This window comes from Qipengyuania vesicularis (assembly GCF_019711415.1).
GTDB lineage: Bacteria > Pseudomonadota > Alphaproteobacteria > Sphingomonadales > Sphingomonadaceae > Qipengyuania > Qipengyuania vesicularis.
On record NZ_JAIGNJ010000002.1, the window covers coordinates 411,211 to 430,852 of the forward strand.

Sequence of the window (19,642 nt, forward strand, 5' to 3'; positions counted from 1 at the left end):
GCTCATTCCCTGCACGGTTCGGGCCTGGACCCGCTAGGAGGGCAATGCTGCGCAGCAGCCAAGCAGGAAAAGCGAAAAAGGGCCGACGCCTCTTTCCAAACACAAACCGTTGAGGATTGGAAACGTGAAAATAACTACACTAGCAAAGCTGTCTGCAGCTACCGGCGCCATGGCGATTGCCATGTCGGCGGCACCTGCATTCGCACAGGATGCCGACGAGGAAGTCCTCGACGCAACCATTCAGGACGGTCCTGCCGTCGCGGCTGGCGAAGCCATCGTCGTGACCGGTTCGCGTATCCGTCGCGACGAATTCCAGGAAACCTCGCCGACCTTCATCATCGGCGAAGAGCTGATCGAAGATCGCCAGTTCAATAACGTGGCAGATGCCATCAACGAACTGCCGGCATTCGGTGTCCCGGGTCAGTCGCGTACCGGTACCGTCGGTAACGCCGACGTCGGCCAGAACTTCGTCAACTTCTTCGGCCTTGGCTCGCAGCGTACGCTGACCGTCGTCAACGGTCGTCGCTTCGTTGCTGCAAACGCTCCGACGGTGTTCAACAACGCCGCGCCGGGTCTGCAGGTCGACCTCAACGTGATCCCCTCCACCATGGTGGATCGCATCGAAACCGTCACCATCCGCGGTGCACCGATCTACGGTTCGGACGCTATCTCGGGTACGGTCAACGTTATCCTGAAGAATGACTTCGAAGGTCTCGAAGTCAGCGGCAGCTACGGTCTTACCGAACGTGGCGACGCACAGGACTTCCGCGTTGGCACCATCGTCGGCGGCAACTTCGCCGATGGCCGTGGTAACGTGACCCTGGGTCTCGAATACCAGGAAGTCGACGGCCTTCTCGAGCGTGATCGTTACGATTTCCTCGGCTCGGCCTTCTCGTTCCAGCCGAACCCTGCCAACGGCAGCGGTACGGACGGTATCCCTGACCGCGTTCTCATCCGCGATGCTCGCGTTTCCTTCGCGACCTTCGACGGTATCGGCGCGCTGTTCTTCGGCAACCCGTTCTTCGGCGTTCCGATCACCAACCCTGCTGGCGACATCCTGCAGTTCGGCCCGGACGGCGACCTGATCCCGTTCGATGTCGGCACGCGCTTCGGTGCGGTGTTCGCTGACGGCGGTGACGGCGTTTCGATCAGCGACATCAACACGCTGACCTCGGGTCTGCGTCGTACGATCGCTGCTGCCAACGCTCACTACGACGTGACGGACAGCATCACGGCCTTTGCCGAGTTCAACTTTGCGAATACGCAGGGTCAGGACCTTGGCTCGCAGGCCGTCTGGAACACCGACTTCTTCTCCGATGACGGCGGTGCCATCCAGTTCAACGTCCAGAACCCGTTCCTGAGCTCGCAGGCGGCTGGTTTCATCCAGTCTACCTGTGATGCAAACGGTCTTTCGGATCCGGACAGCTGTAACTTCCTCGTCGCTCGCTATGGTCGTACGCTGACCGAAGGTACCAACCGCACGGCACAAAACCTGTACCGCACGGTTGTCGGCCTCGAAGGCGAATTCGACCTGGGCGATCGTCCGTTCAACTGGGAAGTCTCGTTCAACTACGGTCGTACCGAGAACAACTCGAACGTTATCGGTGTGAACTCGCGTCGTTTCAGCAACGCACTTGACGTTGTTGCACTCACGCAGGACGACATCGACAACTTCGCCTTCCCGGGTGCAACGATCGTCCGCGGCGGCGAAACGCTGCTGCTCGACGTCTCGCAGCTGCAGGTCGGCGACATCGCCTGTTCGGCAACTGTCACTCCGCCGGATCCGTCGGGTGGTGGCGTCAGCATCCCCGAACAGGCTTCGCAGAACGACGCTGCGCTGTGTGTGCCGCTGAACTACTTCGGTGAGAACAACACCTCGCCTGAAGCGCGTGCCTATGTGGCGCAGTTCTTCGGTTCGGACACGGTCATCGACCAGAAGGTCTTCAACGCCTCGGTTGGCGGTGAGCTCTTCGATATCTGGGGCGGTGGCGTCTCGCTGGTTGTGGGTTACGAACACCGCGCAGAATTCGCGCAGTTCATCCCCGATTCCGGCGCGGCAACCGGTCTGCAACAGGGTTCGGTTCCGATCACCGGCACCGAAGGTGGCTTCGAAACCGACGAGTTCTTTGCTGAAACTCTGATCCCGCTGGTTAGCCCGGAAATGGGCCTCGGCCCGCTTTCGAGCGTCATTGCAGAAGGTGCGTTCCGTTACGTGGACAACTCGCGCTCGGGTAGCGCAGAGACCTGGACCGCAGGCGGCCGTATCGGCTTCTTCGACGACCAGTTCATCGTTCGCGGTAACTTCACTCGCGCGATCCGCTCGCCGGCTCTCGTCGAACTGTTCCTGCCGCAGAGCGCAACGAACTCGTTCGGTAATGACCCGTGCGACCCGACCAACATCGACGGTGGCACCAGCTTCCGCCGCATCAACTGCGAAGCTGAAGCTGCAGCGGCCGGTGTGGATCTCGATGCGACCTTCGACAACGACGGCGACGGCACTGTCGATCCGTTCCAGTCGGTGGTCATCAACGGTACCCGTCAGGGTCTCGTTTCGGGTAACCAGAGCCTCGGCAACGAAGTCGCTGACTCGTACACGATTGGCGGTCTGTTCCAGCCCGACTTCATCCCCGGCCTCACGATCGGTGGTGACTATGTGAACATCAAGATCGACAATGCCATCGCCAACCTGAACCTCTCGTCGGTGATGCGTGCTTGTTACGACTCGGAAAGCTTCCCGAACGACTTCTGCGGCCGCTTCACTCGCGGTGCTGCTAGCGGTCCGGGACAGGAAATCTTCCAGATCCAGCCTGGCTTCCAGACTGGCTATGAGAACTCCGGTTTCCGTCGTTTCCAGGGTGTCACTGGTCAGCTGAACTATCGTACCGATGTTGCCGATCTCATCGGCGGTGACAGCGATCTTGGTCGCCTGAACATCTCGGCCAACGTGTTCCACCTGATCCAGGACGACTTCTCGGTCACCGGCTTCGACCTCGTCGAAGACGCTGGCGAAATCGGTCGTGCGGACTGGCGTGGTCAGCTGAACCTGAACTGGGATCTCGGCAACTGGGGCTTCCTCTGGCAGACCCGCTTCGTTGGCGAATCGGCGTTCTCGAACGACGACTCGGACGAAGCCCGCGATTACCTGACGGTCGACGACTACTGGCTGTTCAACCTGGGTATCCGTGCTCAGGTCGCAGACACGGTCGAAGTTCGCTTCAACATCGACAACGTGTTCGACACGGAACCGCCGTTCCCGTCGGGCGCCAGCGGCAACCAGGGCTTTGCATACGACATCTTGGGTCGTAACTTCCGCCTTGGTGCGAAGCTGACCTTCTAAGAAGGCGCTTCACGCAAGAAATTGGGGGCGGACCGCAAGGTCCGCCCCCTTTTTTATTGCCTGCAATCGGGAGACGAGAGGATCAGATCCACTCGCTCCCGTTGGCTAGTTTAGCGAACGCGTCGAACGCCGAGGAAGCCGCGACGATCTTCGAACTTCATGCGATAGCCGCCCATGGTCCCTTCGGTGATTTCAACCACCCAGCCTTCGCGAACCGAGCCGCGGTAGCTCTTCACTGCCGTTGTGCGCCAGATCTGCCCGTTTGAGAGCATGATCACCCTCTCCCCGCGACGGTCGGTAAGGACTTCGGTGATGGTGGCCCGGATACCCTCGAAAGCAGGCTCGGGTTGCTGCGCAGCCGCAACTGCTCCCGGCACTTCCGCAGATTGCGGCGCTGACGCTGCGACCTCGGCCGCCCGTTCCGCTTCGCGCTGGCGCAATTCGTTCTCGTTGAAGCCGAAACTGTCCTCGGTCGCCTCCTTCTCTTCTTCCACTCGCTGCGAGGCGAGGGCGCTTTCCCTTACATAGGTAGCGTCGAAACAGGCCAACCGGGCGGCATCCTCCGAGATCCTTGCGCATTCACCATAGGGGTCGGCACCAGTGTCCTGCGCGGCCAGGGGCCCGGCCCCGATAACCAGGGCGGCCATTCCGCATGGCACCAGCACATATCTGTCAATCATTCTGAGTTTCCTTTGCGCGTTTCACGGTTTCAGGCGGATGGGATAGCTCCGCTTGGTCCCATTGTCTGCCTCTTGCGGGATTTGAGCACGCATTTGCGGCTGGCAAGGCGATCCCTTCGCGGAGCCATGTGGGTAATCTTCGTTCGCACTGACGACATTTCAGCCTCAGAAAATGTCGCAAGCGCCCGCCAGTTGCCCAATCTTGTGGCATAGCGAACACACTCGTCGATGAGTCTCGCCATCTGGTCTTAATATCGTTGTAACTCGCCTGTCACTGACGCAAGCAGCCATCAGCGAGTGCCGTATGTGGGATTCTCATCCCGGATTCGGGTCGCTCTCGTTCAGGGACGATCGCTGCAAAGGCAGCATTGGACTAGGGGAATTAATGTGAAAAAGTTTGAGTATGCCACCAATGGTGGCAAGGCATCCTGGCTTGCAGGTGCCGCCATCTCGGTGCTGGCTTGCACCGTCGCCGCTCCCGCCTTCGCGCAGGACGATGCCGCTACCGATGAAACCGAAGAAGTGGCGGAAGAAACCGCACCTGCGGCTCAGCCCATCGTGGTTACCGGCTCGCGCATTCGCCGCGACGAGTTCACCTCGCCGGCTCCGCTGACCGTCATCGATCCCGAGATCGCTGTCCGCCAGGGTCTCAACTCGACCGCCGAATTCGTCCAGGGTTCGCCGATCGCTGCCGGTTCGGGCCAGGTGACCGACGCCATTTCGTCGAACTTCCTGACCAACGGTGGTACCGGCGCGCAGACGATCTCGCTGCGTGGTCTCGGTGCCGAGCGTACTCTCGTCCTGCTCAACGGCCGTCGTGCTGGCCCGGCCGGTACGCGTGGTGCTGTTTCGTCCTTCGACCTCAACGTCCTGCCGCAGTCTGTTGTCGGCCAGGTCGACCTCCTCAAGGACGGCGCATCCTCGATCTACGGTTCGGACGCAGTTGCCGGTGTGGTCAACCTGATCACCAAGCGCGACACCGACGGCATCGAACTCGACTTCTTCAGCTCGGTTCCCTTCGAAAGTGGCGGCGAGCAGTATTCGATCTCGGCCACCTGGGGTAAGACCTTCGATCGCGGCCACCTGATGCTTTCGGGTAGCTACCAGCGTCGCAACGAACTCAAGCGCGGCGACCGCGATTACCTGGGCTGCACCGAACTCTACGGTTTCACCGATGAAACCCACAGCACGCGTGCCGACCTCATCGATCCGCGCACGGGCGAATTCGCCTGCACCAGCGAGAGCAACTCGACCTGGGGCCACGTCTGGACCTATGATTACACCTATTACTACGGTGTGGACACCAACATGCCGGCTACCTCGCCGAACGACGTGCAGGGCGGTGACGGCGACGTCTACCTGATCCAGTACGACTATTCGGGCACGCTCGGCCAGTACATCCCGGCCTTCCCGGCGATCACGCAGGACGGCCAGATCGGTGTCCCGGCCGGCTGGTTCATCACCGGCATCGATTCCGCAACGGAAGCGGTCCAGAACCAGTTCCACCCCTCGCGTTTCGGCGATTCCATGATCCCCGAAACCGACCTCTACACCATCTATGCCGATGGCTCGTACGAGCTGACCGACTTTGCCGAGTTCTACTTCGAAGGTCTCTACAACAAGCGTGAGACCTATGTGAACTCGTCGGCACAGGTCTACATGTTCGGCAACGGCGAATATGCCCTCGACGGCGATCGCAGTGCGTCGCTCTTCGGCCTCGGCAACGACCCGCTGGCCACCGGCTGGGTCGGCTGGGCGCTGTTCAGCCCGACCGGTTACACCGACATGGTCGATTCTTCGGTCGAGGTCGACTACTACCGCGGTGTTGCCGGTTTCCGCGGCGACATCACTTCGAACTGGGCATATGACATCTATGGCCAGTACTCGCGTTCGGACGGCACCTATCGCAACCAGACCCCGCTCAACGATGCGCTGGATGTGGCGACGTTCCGGAACGCTTCGTGCGCAGGCACGACGCTTAGCGCCGGCACACCGATTGAACGGCCCTGTATCGATATCGACTGGTACAGCCCGCGCATCATGTTCGGTGACTACACCCAGGCCGAAAAGGACTTCCTGTTCGCCTGGGACGAAGGCAACACCAAGTACACGCAGAAGTATGTCGAAGCGATCGTCACTGGTCAGCTGATCGATCTGCCGTGGAGCGGCCCTGTCGGCGTCGTGGTCGGCGGAACCATCCGTGAAGACGAGATCAACGATACTCCGGGTTACCTCCAGCTCAACGACCTGGGCTTCCAGCTCGTTAGCGCAGGTGTCACTGCCGGTAAGTCGGTGACCAAGGAAGCCTTCGGTGAAATCGAAATCCCGCTTCTCGAAGGCCTGCCGATGGTTGAATCGCTTACCTTCAACGGTGCGGCACGTGTCACCAATGTGAAGGCAACGCGCGCTTCGGACGGCGAATCCTACTCGACCAATGGCAACTGGACCTACAAGCTCTCGCTCAACTGGGAGCTGACGGACTTCCTGCGCCTTCGCGGCACCTACGGTACCTCCTACCGTGCACCCGCATTGTTCGAGCAGTTCCTAGCCGACCAGGTCGGTACGGTTCGCGGCTTCCGCGATCCTTGTAGCAACCTTGCGACGAACCTCGCCAATGGCGACATCACGCAGCAGCGCTACGACAACTGTATCGCCGACGGAATTCCGCTGACCTTCACAGGCGGCGGCATCCAGCCGAGTGCGGTGACCGGCGGTGGTCTCGGCGTGCTGGAACCGGAAACTTCGAAGGCCTGGACCGCTTCCGCGATCCTGACCCCGAACTTCTCGTTCCTGCCCGATACGGACATCAACATCGCGGTCGACTACTTCGACATCGAAGTGAATGGCGAAATCGCCCAGTTGGGCGCGTCGTCGATCGTATATGGTTGCTACGACTCGGAATTCTTCCCGAATGAGCCTCTTTGCGACCAATTCGATCGTGTCCGTGATCTCGACCCGAGCGATCCGTTCTTCAACAACGGCAACCAGGACAACGTTGCGGTCATCCGTGACAGCTTCTTGAACATCAACAGCCAGTCGAACCGCGGCATCGACGTCACCACCCGGATCGTTCACGATTTCGGTAGCGACACGACGCTGACGCTTCAGGGTCTCGTGACCTGGCAGCTGGAAGACAAGGTTGCCCTGTTCGAAGGCAACTTCGACGATTTCAACGGCCTGGCCGGCGAACCGATCTTTACGGGCGACTTCAACATCCAGCTCGATACGGGTCCGTGGAATTTCTTCTATGGTCTCGACGTGATCGGAAGCACCGACAACACAGACTACTACATCGAACGTGCTGGCTCTATCTGCCAGGACTTCACGACGTATGACACCCCGGTCTGTGCCAAGCTGCGTGCGGAAGCCAAGTTCTACCACAGTGCCGCGATCACTCGCGACATCGGCGAGAACTTCCGCATGACCGTTGGTATGTCGAATATCTTCGACACCAAGGCGCCGCGCCTGTCCGATCTTTCGGGTACCGGTGTGAACGTCCTTGGTAAGGGTATTCTCTACTCGCAGTATGATCTTCGCGGCCGCCGTGCGTTCGTGAACTTCAACGTGAAGATGTAATCGCATCTTCCCGAAGCTTTGGGGCGGCAGGTGCATCACCTGCCGCCCTTTCTTTTTGTTGCAGATGGACGCTAGGATATCGCCATGGTTCATGTCCGACTTCAGCCCGACACACTCGACGAAGAAAACCGCAAGTTCGAGCAGACCCGCCTGCCCCAGCCAGTGTTCCTGAACTCGGTCCCCAAGTCCGGGTCACACCTGCTGCGCAATATCATGCGCATGTTCGTCCCGGTCGAGGACCAGTACCAGACTCAGTTCATCCAGTTCGGCAATCTCAAGCAACATGCCGGCGCCTTCGACGATCATCGCAAGATGCTGAGCTGGGGGCACCTGCTGTTCAGCGATGCCTCGGCGATCGAGGCCGCACCGACGCGCAAGATTGTGCTGGTGCGCGATCCCTACACCTGGGTCCTCGCCCGCGCCCGCTTTTTCCTTTCCGACGAGTTCGGTGACAATTCCGTACTCGTCAAAAACGGCGAGCTGACCGTAGATACACTCATCAATCTCATGATCTTCGGCATTCACGGTAAGGCGATGTCGATGCGCGAGCTTTTCACCTTCAACGCGGTCGCGTGGATGGGTACCGACTGCACCATCCTGAAGTACGAGGACCTCGTCCAGGCGGTGAAGACGCTCGATAGCAGCGAAGCCGAGGAATATTTCATGAGCGTGTTCGAGGCTGCCGGCCTCGCGAAGGTGCCCGACGACTGGCGCGAACGGGTCCGTATCGGTTCCGATCGCAAGCAGAGCGGTACCGCTCGCGAAAACCTTACCGAAGGCGGCATCACCATCCCCGACGAGCTCACCGCGCAGCAGCGCACGCTGGTCGATTTCGCGGCTCCCGGTCTGCGCGAGATCCTCGGCTACGCCTGATTTTTAAGGTGGCGGCCCCTTAGGCCACCACCATTTCCAGTGCGCCGTCGCCTTCGTCGATGTTCACCGTCGATCCGTCGGGCACCTTGCCGCCAAGGATCATGTCGGCGAGCGGATCCTGCACGTAGCGCTGGACCGCGCGCTTCAGCGGGCGCGCGCCGTAGACCGGATCGTAACCCACCCGGCCGAGCCACTTCTTCGCAGCCTCGGTCAGGTCGATCGTGATCTTGCGGTCCTTGAGTAGCTTCTGCACCCGCGCGACCTGGATCTCGACGATCGGGGCCATGTGCTCCTGCGCCAGGCGGTGGAAGAGGATGATCTCGTCCAGCCGGTTGAGGAACTCGGGGCGGAAGTGTCCGCGCACGACATCCATGACCTGCGGCTCGACATCTTCGACCTTCTGGCCATCCTCCATCTGCGCCAGATACTGGCTGCCGAGGTTCGAGGTCAGGATGATCAGCGTGTTCGAAAAATCGACCACGCGGCCCTGCCCGTCGGTCAGGCGGCCATCGTCGAGCACCTGCAACAGCACATTGAAGACATCGCTATGCGCCTTTTCGACCTCGTCGAACAGCACGACCTGGTAGGGCCTGCGCCGCACGGCCTCGGTCAGCACGCCGCCTTCCTCATAGCCGACATAGCCCGGAGGCGCGCCGATCAGGCGGGCGACTGCGTGCTTTTCCATGAATTCGCTCATGTCGATGCGGACCATCGCCTGGTCGTCGTCGAACAGGAATCCGGCGAGCGCCTTGGTCAGTTCAGTCTTGCCGACACCGGTGGGGCCGAGGAACAGAAAGCTGCCGAGCGGGCGGCTCGGATCCTGTAGCCCTGCCCGCGCACGGCGCACGGCCTTTGAGACGGCGTCGATGGCCTGCGACTGGCCGATCACCCGCTTCGACAGGATGTTTTCCATGTCGAGCAGCTTCTCGCGCTCGCCTTCCATCATCTTGTCGACCGGGATGCCGGTCCAGCGCGAAACCACGCCGGCAATATCGTCCTCTGTCACTTCCTCGCGCAGGAGCGCGTTATCCGTATGGCCGGACGCCTCCTCGAGCTTTGTCTCGAGCTCGGGAATCTTGCCGTATTGCAGTTCGCCCGCCTTCGCGAGATCACCCGCGCGCTGTGCCTGTTCTAGCTCGAGCCGCGCGGCGTCGAGCTCTTCCTTGATCCGTGCCTCGGCATGGATCTTGTCGCGCTCGTTCTGCCAGCGGGTGGTCAGTTCGGAAGACTGCTGTTCGAGATCGGCCAGTTCCTTGCGCAGGTTCTCGAGCCGGTCCTTCGAAGCGCTGTCGGTCTCCTTTTGCAAGGCCTGTTCCTCGATCCGCAGCTGGATGATCCGGCGATCAAGGCCCTCGATTTCTTCGGGCTTCGATTCCACTTCCATGCGGATGCGCGAGGCCGCCTCGTCCATCAGGTCGATCGCCTTGTCGGGCAGGAAGCGGTTCTGGATATAGCGGTTGGAAAGCTGCGCCGCGGCCACGATCGCACCATCGGTGATGCGCACGCCGTGATGCAGCTCGTACTTGTCCTTGATGCCTCGCAGGATCGAGATCGTGTCCTCGACGCTGGGCTCGTCGATATAGACCGACTGGAAGCGCCGCTGGAGCGCGGGGTCCTTCTCGACATACTTCTGGTATTCGTCGAGCGTGGTCGCGCCGATGCAGTGCAGTTCGCCGCGGGACAGGGCGGGCTTCAGGAGGTTGCTCGCATCCATGCTGCCTTCCGACGCGCCGGCGCCGATCAACGTGTGCATCTCGTCGATGAAAAGGATGATCTGGCCTTCGGCGCCCTTCACCTCGTCGAGCACGGCTTTGAGGCGCTCCTCGAACTCGCCGCGATATTTCGCGCCCGCGATCAACGCACCCATGTCGAGCGCCATGAGGGTGCGGCCCTTGAGGCTGTCGGGTACGTCGCCATTGGCGATACGCAGCGCGAGGCCTTCGGCAATTGCGGTCTTGCCGGTGCCGGGTTCGCCGATAAGCGCAGGGTTGTTCTTTGTGCGCCGGGCGAGGATCTGGACCGTGCGGCGGATTTCCTCGTCGCGGCCGATCACCGGGTCCAGCTTGCCGTCGCGCGCCGCCTGCGTGAGATCGCGCGCGTACTTCTTCATTGCATCGTAGCTTTCTTCGGCGCCCGCGCTGTCGGCGGTACGGCCACCGGTCACGTCCTGGATCGCAGCTTCGAGCGACTTTGCATCGACACCGGCTGCCTTGATGGCCTTACCTGCATCATTATCCGCCAGTGCGAGTGCCTGGAGAATGCGCTGGACCGGAACGAAACTGTCACCTGCCTTCTCGGCCAGCTGTTCGGCCTGGTCGAGCGCCCGCACGGCATCATTGTCGAGCCCGGGCGTCTGCTGCGCTCCGCCGCCCGAGACTGCGGGGATCTTGCCCAGCGCCGTGTCGACCTCGGTGATCGCGACACCCGCATTGCCGCCCGCGCGCTGGATCAGCTGCGCGGCCATGCCCTGCTCATCGTCGAGCAGCGCCTTGAGCAGGTGCGAAGGCGTAATGCGCTGGTGATTCATGCGGATGGCGACCGTCTGCGCCGCCTGCAGGAAGCCCTTGGCACGATCGGTGAATTTTTCGAGATTCATCGCTGGAATAGTCCCTCAATCTGGTGTCACCGCACGGATATAGTGTTGCACAATGGCAACACAAGCCCTGCACATTAGGAAAGATGCAGGTGTATTACTCGCATAGGTAAGCCCTGCGGCGCGCGCTGCAAGGGGCAAGGCGCGTGCTGGTCCAGATTGTCGGCGAACCGCTCGCGTTTATTCGGGGCGCCAGCTCCGCGCGAGTTCGTCGAGGATCATTACCCCCCAGCCCCTGGCGCTTGCGGGTATCATCGGGTTCGAGCCATCGCCGCGATCGACTGCAGCCATGTCGATATGGATCCATGGCAGGTCCTCGGGCACGAAATACTCGATGAAATGCGCGCCGGCGCTCGCGCCCGGAGCGGGTGACGCGTCCGAATTCTTGATGTCGGCGATGTCGGACTTGATCGCCTCGCGATAGGCATCCGAAAGCGGCAGCCGCCACAGCGGCTCGTCGACAGCCATGCCCGCGGTCAGGGCAGCTTCGGCATGGGAATCCTCACGAGCGAATAGGGCCGCATATTCGGGACCAAGAGCGCGCACGGCCGAGCCTGTGAGCGTCGCGACATCAACCAGCGCGAATGGCTTCTTCTCCTGCACCGTGTATTCGATCGCATCGGAGAGAACGAGCCGCCCTTCGGCATCGGTGCTGCGGATCTCGATCGTCTTGCCTGACAGGGTGCGAACCACATCACCGGGGCGCTGGGCATTGTCGCCCGGCATATTCTCTGCAAGCGCCGCAACCGCCACGACGTGGACCGGTGCGCGCGACTTGGCGAGGCTGAGAATGGCGCCCGTCACGGCTGCAGCGCCGGACATATCGCCCTTCATTTCCCACATGCCGCTGCTCGGCTTGAGCGAGATGCCGCCCGTGTCGAAAGTGATTCCCTTGCCGGCGAGCGCGATCGGCGGGCCGCCTGCGCCGCGATAGGTGATGACCATCATGCGGCTGCCACGGGTGCTGCCCTGACCCACACCGGCAATCGCGCCCATGCCAAGACGGCGGAAATCGGCCTGGTCGAGAACTTCGATGGTCACATTCGGCGCCCCGTCCAGCGCTTCACGAGCGCGCTCGATGAAGCTTTCCGGATAGACGACATTGGCCGGTTCGTTGACCATGTCGCGGGCGAAACGGACGCCTTGCGCAAGATGCGCGTGACGCGACCGCCACAAGTTGCCTCCCGCTTCGGCCACCGGACCGACGAATGTGATCGGCTGGAAAGGCAGCGGCTTGCGATCGCTCTTGTAGCGGTCGAAGCGATACTGCCCGAGCGTTGCGCCGAGCGCCGCCTGCGCCGTCGCATCGGCATCGGCAAGGCCCGCGATGGCGATGGGAGCATCCTCGTCCTTCAGTTCGCGTGCGATCCGCGCCCCGACGACGCGCCAGTCCTGCCGTTCTCCGTCCGCAGCCCGCGCACCGAACAGAACGATCCGCGGCGATCCTGCGGCGCCGGGCAATTCCAGCGTTTCGCCGTCCTCGCCTTCGAAACCGGCAGCCTTGATCCGGGCTGCTGCATCCGCCGGCAATCCGCGAAGCGAGGGCAAGCGCTCATCGGTCATCACGATTGCAAGGGCAGCCTTCGAAGGCACTTCGGCGGAGAAAGCAATCGGCCTCTCCTGCGTATTTCCGACCGTTGCAGGTGCGATGCCCGATCCTGCGACGTCCTGAGCATGAAGGATGCCCGGCGCGATTGCGATGGGCGCGAGGACGAGCGAAACGGCGGCAAGCGTATTGCGTGGCATGGTGCAACCCCTGTTGTCGGACTGGATTCCTGTGCGCGGTGCTCTGGCACCCCAAAGGCGAAACAGGCAAGCTTGTGCGCGGTTCCACTCGGCAGCACGCCGACCGGGATCGACGAAAGACTTCAGCCTGCGCCCACGCCTTCGAGACCGGGCACCATCACCGTACGTCCGCCGCCGAAATCCTCGCGTACGACGATCAGTCCCTGACGCTCGAGATGGTCGAGCAGTCGCCGGATCCGGCCAGGTGAACTCGTGCCATAAGCTCGCGCGAGTTCGTCCTCGTCGACTTGCGTTTCCCCCGCATGTGCAGCCTTGGCGATGACGAGGAACGGCCCGAGCAGGTCTTCATCGACCGCGCCGGCAAGCTGCATAATGCGCGCCTGCATGTCCTCGCCGAGCTCGCCCAGCCCTGCGCCGGCAATCGCAAAGCGGCGACGGAAAGCATGCATGTCGGGCATCGGGCCGATCAGACGCTCGCGACGGCAACGAGTGAGGAAAGTCTGGTACTGTGCAGATGCCGACTGGAAGGCGATGCCGTCTTCGCGGGCGAGCTCGCCGATGATATCCGCAATGCGGTTGGCAACATGTGACGTGTCGAGAGCTTCGGGAGGGGCTTCGACCTGCCGTTCCTCGGCATGGGCGATGCTGTCTTCGAGCTCGTCCACACGCGGCGCAGGCGGAGGCGCGGGCGGTGGCGGGGCCTTGGCGACATCTGCGGCGAGGTCGCGGGTCAGCAGGTCCGCCATGTCCTCGGGCGCGGTATCGGGAAGCGCCATCAGCCCCTCGCTTCGCGCCTGGTGACCGGTCTTCACCGGCCCGATCTTGCAGGCGATCGGCAGCCTCGTGATCGCTGGCCCCAGCGCGAGGAAATGCCCGCGCTCCAACTCGCGAATGCGTTCGGCCTGCCGCCGCTCCATGCCAAGCAGGTCGGCCGCGCGCACCATGTCGATATCGAGGAACGTGCGCCCCATCAGGAAGTTCGACGCCTCTGCTGCGACATTCTTGGCAAGCTTCGCCAGGCGCTGCGTCGCGACGATCCCCGCAAGGCCGCGCTTGCGTCCACGGCACATGAGGTTGGTCATGGCCGCAAGCGTCATTCGCCGCGTGTCCTCGGCCATCTCTCCTGCCGCAGCCGGGGCAAACATTTGCGCCTCGTCAACGACTACCAGCGCGGGATACCAATGTTCTCGCGGAGCATCGAAAAGGGCTGTGAGAAACTGCGCCGCACAGCGGATCTGCTGTTCCACCTCGAGCCCGTCGAGGTCGAGCACTACGCTGGCACGATGTTCGCGAATACGGCGCGCCAAGGCTTCAATCTCGGGCGGCGAATAGGCCGAGCCATCGATCACGACATGGCCGAATTCTTCCGCCAGCGAGGGAAAGTCGCCTTCGGGGTCGATAACCACCTGCTGGACCAACCCCGCGCTTTCTTCGAGCAGGCGACGCAGCAAGTGCGATTTGCCGCTGCCCGAATTGCCCTGGACGAGCAGGCGTGTTGCCAGCAGCTCCTCGATATCGAAGTGCACGGGCTTGCCGGAGCTTTCATGGCCGATGGTGATCTGCGCTGTCACACCCATGGGGCTAGCGGGCCGAATCCGGAAAGCGGAAGCGCCCTCTTCAGGTTTTGCCCAACGATTGCGAGTCTTCCCGTCACACGCTAGCGTCCAATGCCAAGAGAGGATTGGATTCTATGCTGAAATGGCTGGGGCGCATCGGCGCCGCGCTCGTTGTCCTGCTGCTCGTCGTATTCGTGGCGCTGGCAACGTGGGAACCCTTCTGGGCGAAGCGCGACGGGGTTGCGACTTCCACGGATAGCTACACTGCCGAGATCATCCGCGACGAATTCGGAGTCCCGCATATCTACGGCAAGCGAGATCGCGATGTCGCCTATGGCGTCGCCATTGCCCATGCCGAGGACGATTTCTCGACCCTGCAGGACGTGATCGCGATGGCGCAGGGGCGGTATGGCGCGATTGCCGGACAGGATGGCGCGGCGATCGACTATGTTTATCACTTGCTCGACGCGCGCGGCACGGCCGACCGGAGGTATCCGGAATTGCCCGAAGACACCCGAGCTCTGTTCGAGGCCTATGCTACCGGTCTCAACGATTACGCCGCGCAGAACCCCGGCGAACTGAAGCTCGGCAACCTGTTCCCGGTCGAAGGCAAGGATGTCGCTGCCGGCTTCGCACTGCGCCAGCCGTTCTTCTTCGGCTTGAACGGTGTGATCCAGCCGCTGGTTACGGGGGGAGACCTTCCGCGCGAATTCGGTCCGGATATTCCGGGCTTCCCGCGCGCAGGCAATCCCGACTCCAATCCTCCTGTACCTGCAGGTGAAACGGTATCCTATTCGCCCTTTGGCGAAGACGGCGCGCTCAATGGCTCGAATGCCTTCGCCGTCGCTCCTGAGAAATCAGGCGGCCCGACGATTCTCGTTTCCAACAGCCACCAGCCGTGGTGGGGCGGTGTCGCATGGTACGAGTTGGTCGTTGAAAGCGAGGAAGGATGGCACTTCGCCGGGGCCAATTTCCCTGGCTCGCCCTTCCCCTTCTTGGGCCACAATCGCAATCTCGGCTGGACCAATACGGTCAACACGCCCGACATGACCGATATCTACGAGCTGGAAACGACAGTCACCCCCGGTATCGACGGTGATGAAGTCATGTATCGCTTCGGCGAGGAATGGCTCAAGCTGGAGACGCGAACGGTCACCCTTCCCGTCCGTGTCGGCCCGGTAGTCCTGCCGGTCCGTCGCGACATCCATCGCAGCGTCCACGGCCCGGTGATCAAGAACGAGAATGGCTATTTCGCCTTCCGCTATGGCGGGATCGACAATCTCGGCCAGCTCGATGCCTATTACCGGCTGAACAAGGCGAAGAGCTTCGAAGAGTGGCGCACGATCATGGCGCGGCTGGATATTCCCTCGACCAATTTCATTTATGGCGATGCAGAGGGCAATATCGCCTATCTCTACAACGCCGCCCTGCCCGACCGGCACGAAGGCCCGAACTGGCGCAGCGTGCTCGACGGCAGCGATCCGAAACTCCTGTGGGACGGTACGGTCGAGTTCGAAGAGCTGCCGCAGATCGCGAACCCCTCCTCGGGCTGGGTCTATAATGCCAACAATACGCCCTTCTCCGCCGCCGGCGCGGGCAGCGACCTGTCACCGCAGGATTTCGCCCCCGAACTGGGCATCGAACTGAAGCAGACCAATCGTTCGCGGATGGCCTGGAAGCTGCTGAGCGCGGCGGACCAGCTCGATCGCGACGCTCTGAAGGCCATCAAATACGACACGGCCTATGCGCGCGAGGGCTATATCGCCGATCTGTGGGACGAGATCGAAGCGCTCGACTTGCCCGAAGGTAGCGACCTTGCCGAGGCGCGCGAGCTGCTGCTCGAATGGGATTTCACTGCCGACAACATCGGCCGCGCGGACAGCCTTGCCCTGTTGATGATCCGCGAATTCATGTCCTGCCGTTACCAGAACAAGGCCTGTCCAACCGCGCTCAGCGAACTGGAAAAGGCGGTCGACCATCTCAAGACCCATTTCGGCCGCATCGACCCTCCGCAAAGCGAGCTGTTGCGGCTGCGCCAAGGGGATGTCGACCTGCCGATCGACGGCGGATCGGACACTCTGCGCGCCTCGACGCTGTGGCACGTCAATGAAGACGGACGGCTGGCCGTCCGCCACGGCGACAGCTTCATCCAGTGGGCCGAGTGGCTTCCCGGCCAGCGGGTCCGTTCGCGCTCGATCCAGCCATTCGGCGCAGCGACCACACGGCCGCGCTCGAAGCATTATACCGACCAGAGCACGCTGTTCGTCCAGCACCGGTTGAAACCCGTCCATTTCTGGCGTGAGGACGTTCTCGCCAATGCGCAGCGGCGCTATGTCGTCTCGCACAATCCAAAGCACTGACAGGAAAAAATGCCCATGCGTTCTCACCTACTTGCCGGTCTCGCAGCCATCGCGCTTGCCGGATGCGCTACCGCTCCGACCGATGCGCCGATCGTGGAAAGCGCTCCGGCGCCCGAGAGCAGCGCACTTTCGGCATTAGTCGACAAGGTCAGCATTCCTTACGAGAGTTTCACACTCGACAACGGGCTGACTGTCCTCGTCCACACCGATCGCAAGGCGCCGATCGTTGGCGTGACGACTTACTACCGCGTCGGCGCGAAGCACGAACCGCGCGGGCGGACTGGCTTCGCCCACCTCTTCGAGCATCTCATGTTCGGTGGCAGCGAGAATGTGGAGAATTTCGACATTCCGCTGGAGGCCGCCGGTTCGACGAGCACGAACGGTTCGACCAATGCCGACCGTACCAATTACGTCGAAACGGTCCCCACTGGAGCGCTGAACCTCGCGCTGATGATGGAAAGCGATCGCCTCGGATACCTCCTTGGCGCGATCAGCCAGGAAAAGCTCGATAAGCAGCGCGGCGTCGTCCAGAACGAGAAGCGACAGGGCGACAACCAGCCCTATGGCCTAACCCAGTATCTGCTCGGCGAAGGTCTCTTCCCGGTCGGCCACCCCTATCGCCACTCGACAATCGGCTCGATGGCGGACCTCGAGGCGGCCAGCCTCGGCGACGTTCAGAAGTGGTTCCGGGACAATTACGGCCCCAACAATGTGATTCTCTCGCTCACCGGCGATATCGACGTGGAAACAGCGCGCCCGATGGTCGAGAAATGGTTCGGCGCTATCCCGCGTGGTCCCGAGGTGGCTGCGGTCGAAGCTGGTCCGGTCACGCTCGCCGAAGACAAGGATCGCGAACTCATCGACCAGGTTCCGCAGACGCGCATCTATCGCGTCTGGAGCGGTCCCGGCATCAATCACGCCGACGCAATGCCGCTCACCATCGGTATGAGCGTTCTCGGCGGCCTTGCGAGCTCGCGGCTCGATAATGTGCTGGTCCGGGACGAACAGCTGGCGACCAGCGTTGCGGCCTTCAACTGGCAATCGGAGCAGCTATCCGGGCTGCTGGTCCAGATGGACATCAAGCCGGGCGTGGACCGCGCGACTGCCGAACAGCGGCTCGATGCCGTGATCGCACAGATGGTGGCCGAAGGACCGAGCGCGGACGAACTCGAACGTGCTGCGACGAACCTCGTGTCCAACGAAATCGATGCGCTCGAACGGGTCGGAGGTTTCGGCGGCAAGGGCTCGACCCTCGCAGAAGGGCTACTCTATTCGGGCAATCCCGCGAAATACAAGGACTCGCTCCAACAGGTTGCGGCCCTCACCCCCTCAACGGTGCAGCAAGCCATGGATCGCTGGCTGTCCCGGCCGGTCTATCGCATGGCAATCGTCCCCGGTGAACGTGTCGAAAGCGGCGCAGACATGGGCGGATGGGGCGATGAACACCTCTATCCCGCGCCCGAGCCCGACGCCAAGGAACCGGTCGAGATCACTCGTACCGGCCCGCCGCGCGAAATGCCCGAGCCCGAGCCAGTGGGCCCGCTGACCTTCCCGACAGTCGAGCGCGACACGCTGAGCAACGGCATCCCGGTCACTCTCGCCCGCAGGACAGCCATTCCCAAGGTCGCCGTGTCGATCCAGTTCGACGCTGGCTACGCGGCTGACGGTTCAACCAATGCCGGCACGCAGTCGCTGATGATGGACCTGCTCGAAGAAGGCACGACTAGCCGCAGCGCAGTCGAAATTGCCGAAGAGCAGGAGCGGCTCGGCGCCTCGATCGGAACCGGCAGCTCGCTCGATACCAGCTCGGTCACGATGAATGCCCTCACCTCCAATCTGGCACCATCGCTCGAGCTGATGGCCGATATCGTCCGCAATCCGGCCTTCGCGGAGAGCGACGTCCAGCGCGTTCGCGATCAGCGGCTTGCGCAGATCGCCCAGCAACTGTCATCGCCCGGAGGTCTTGCGAGCCGCACGCTGCGCCCGCTCGTCTTCGGTGAAAACCATCCTTACGGCAGCGTGGGATCGCTTGGCACGGTGCCCGTGGTGCAGACCCTTGGTCCGGATCGCCTGCGCGGCGAACACGGCAAGTGGATCCGCCCCGACAATGCCGAAATCTTCGTGGTCGGCGATATCACCATGGGCGAGCTCACCGGCCAGCTGGAAGCGGCTTTTGGCAACTGGACGGCTTCCGGATCCGCTGCATCTGACAAGAACTTCGACCTTGCACTGCCCGAAGCGCAGACGCGGCTGGTCGTTATCGACCGGCCCAATTCGCCGCAGTCGGTGATTTATGCCGGCCGCGTGCTTCCGCTCGAGGGGGCCACTCCCGGCCTCGAGTCGCTGGACCTTGCGAACGAGGTCCTGGGTAACGGCTTCCTAAGCCGCCTCAACATGATCATCCGCGAGGAAAAGGGCTGGAGCTACGGCGCGCGCAGCGGGATCGATTCCCCTGCCGGGCCGCGGCTGTTCAGCGTCAGCACCGCCGTCCAGTCCGACCGCACCGCCGACTCGATCCAGCTGATCCTCGACACGGCGCAGGAGTTTGCCAGCGGAGCACGAGGCGTGGACGAAACGGAGTTCGCGCGCGTCACCGATGGCAATATCCGCGGCCTGCCCAACCGCTTCGAGACCAATTTCCAGGTTCTCGGCGCGCTGATCGAGAACGATCGCCTGGGCCGTCCCGACGACTATTACACCAACCTGCCTGCCACCTACCGGGCAATCGATCAGGCCGCTATCAACGCAGCCGCTGCGCGCTATCTCGGGCCGGACGATCTCACCATCGTTGTCGTCGGGGATCGCAGCGAGATCGACGCCCAACTGGAAGGCCTCGGCATCCCGACCACCTATCTCGCTGTTGACACAGGTGTCAGCAACGCAGAATAGGTCTCCACACACAACTCACTTCGCAAAGAGAG

At 62.1% G+C, this 19,642-nt stretch carries 9 protein-coding genes; 5 read left to right on the forward strand and 4 right to left on the reverse strand.

Going from position 1 to position 19,642, the window contains the following annotated elements:
* The first annotated feature begins 124 nt into the window (after positions 1–124).
* Positions 125–3,337, forward strand: coding sequence for a TonB-dependent receptor plug domain-containing protein (locus tag K3146_RS07605; RefSeq protein ID WP_221545676.1), 3,213 nt, complete (start codon positions 125–127; stop codon positions 3,335–3,337).
* A gap of 110 nt (positions 3,338–3,447) precedes the next feature.
* On the opposite strand, the gene K3146_RS07610 is transcribed toward K3146_RS07605, so the two are convergent.
* On the reverse strand, positions 3,448–4,017 hold the full coding sequence (locus tag K3146_RS07610) for a hypothetical protein (protein WP_221545677.1): 570 nt from the start codon (positions 4,015–4,017) through the stop codon (positions 3,448–3,450).
* A gap of 387 nt (positions 4,018–4,404) precedes the next feature.
* Here K3146_RS07610 and K3146_RS07615 point away from each other — a divergent pair, with 387 nt between their 5' ends.
* Together K3146_RS07615 and K3146_RS07620 are read left to right on the forward strand one after the other, a co-directional pair.
* The gene (locus K3146_RS07615) at positions 4,405–7,593 is read left to right on the forward strand and encodes a TonB-dependent receptor domain-containing protein (protein ID WP_221545678.1); all 3,189 of its coding nucleotides are present in this window, start codon (positions 4,405–4,407) and stop codon (positions 7,591–7,593) included.
* An 84-nt stretch (positions 7,594–7,677) separates the two neighbouring features.
* A complete protein-coding gene (locus K3146_RS07620) occupies positions 7,678–8,466 on the forward strand; it encodes a hypothetical protein (protein WP_221545679.1) in 789 nt (262 codons plus the stop codon).
* 19 nt (positions 8,467–8,485) lie between these two features.
* Here the strand turns inward: K3146_RS07620 and clpB are convergent, their stop codons facing one another.
* The 3 genes from clpB to K3146_RS07635 all read right to left on the reverse strand — a co-directional run bounded on the left by clpB (position 8,486) and on the right by K3146_RS07635 (position 14,376).
* Positions 8,486–11,062, reverse strand: coding sequence for an ATP-dependent chaperone ClpB (clpB, locus tag K3146_RS07625; protein WP_221545680.1), 2,577 nt, complete (start codon positions 11,060–11,062; stop codon positions 8,486–8,488).
* A 177-nt stretch (positions 11,063–11,239) separates the two neighbouring features.
* Positions 11,240–12,805 carry a leucyl aminopeptidase family protein gene (locus K3146_RS07630; RefSeq protein ID WP_221545681.1) on the reverse strand — a complete coding sequence of 522 codons (1,566 nt, stop codon included), beginning with the start codon at positions 12,803–12,805 and terminating at the stop codon, positions 11,240–11,242.
* A gap of 122 nt (positions 12,806–12,927) precedes the next feature.
* Positions 12,928–14,376: an ATP-binding protein gene (locus tag K3146_RS07635; RefSeq protein ID WP_221545907.1), complete on the reverse strand. Its 1,449-nt coding sequence runs from the start codon at positions 14,374–14,376 to the stop codon at positions 12,928–12,930.
* A gap of 119 nt (positions 14,377–14,495) precedes the next feature.
* Between K3146_RS07635 and K3146_RS07640 the strand changes: the two genes are divergently transcribed.
* Both K3146_RS07640 and K3146_RS07645 read left to right on the forward strand, forming a co-directional pair.
* A complete protein-coding gene (locus K3146_RS07640) occupies positions 14,496–16,721 on the forward strand; it encodes a penicillin acylase family protein (protein WP_221545682.1) in 2,226 nt (741 codons plus the stop codon).
* A 15-nt stretch (positions 16,722–16,736) separates the two neighbouring features.
* Entirely contained in the window at positions 16,737–19,610 is a 2,874-nt protein-coding gene (locus K3146_RS07645; protein WP_247711116.1) for a M16 family metallopeptidase, read from the forward strand.
* Positions 19,611–19,642 lie beyond the last annotated feature (32 nt).

Coding starts and splice junctions, on each gene's coding strand:
- K3146_RS07645 (WP_247711116.1), top strand. CDS start 16,737: ATGCGTTCTCACCTACTTGCCGGTCTCGCAGCCATCGCGCTTGCCGGA.
- clpB (WP_221545680.1), bottom strand. CDS start 11,062: ATGAATCTCGAAAAATTCACCGATCGTGCCAAGGGCTTCCTGCAGGCG.
- K3146_RS07630 (WP_221545681.1), bottom strand. CDS start 12,805: ATGCCACGCAATACGCTTGCCGCCGTTTCGCTCGTCCTCGCGCCCATC.
- K3146_RS07620 (WP_221545679.1), top strand. CDS start 7,678: ATGGTTCATGTCCGACTTCAGCCCGACACACTCGACGAAGAAAACCGC.
- K3146_RS07640 (WP_221545682.1), top strand. CDS start 14,496: ATGCTGAAATGGCTGGGGCGCATCGGCGCCGCGCTCGTTGTCCTGCTG.
- K3146_RS07610 (WP_221545677.1), bottom strand. CDS start 4,017: ATGATTGACAGATATGTGCTGGTGCCATGCGGAATGGCCGCCCTGGTT.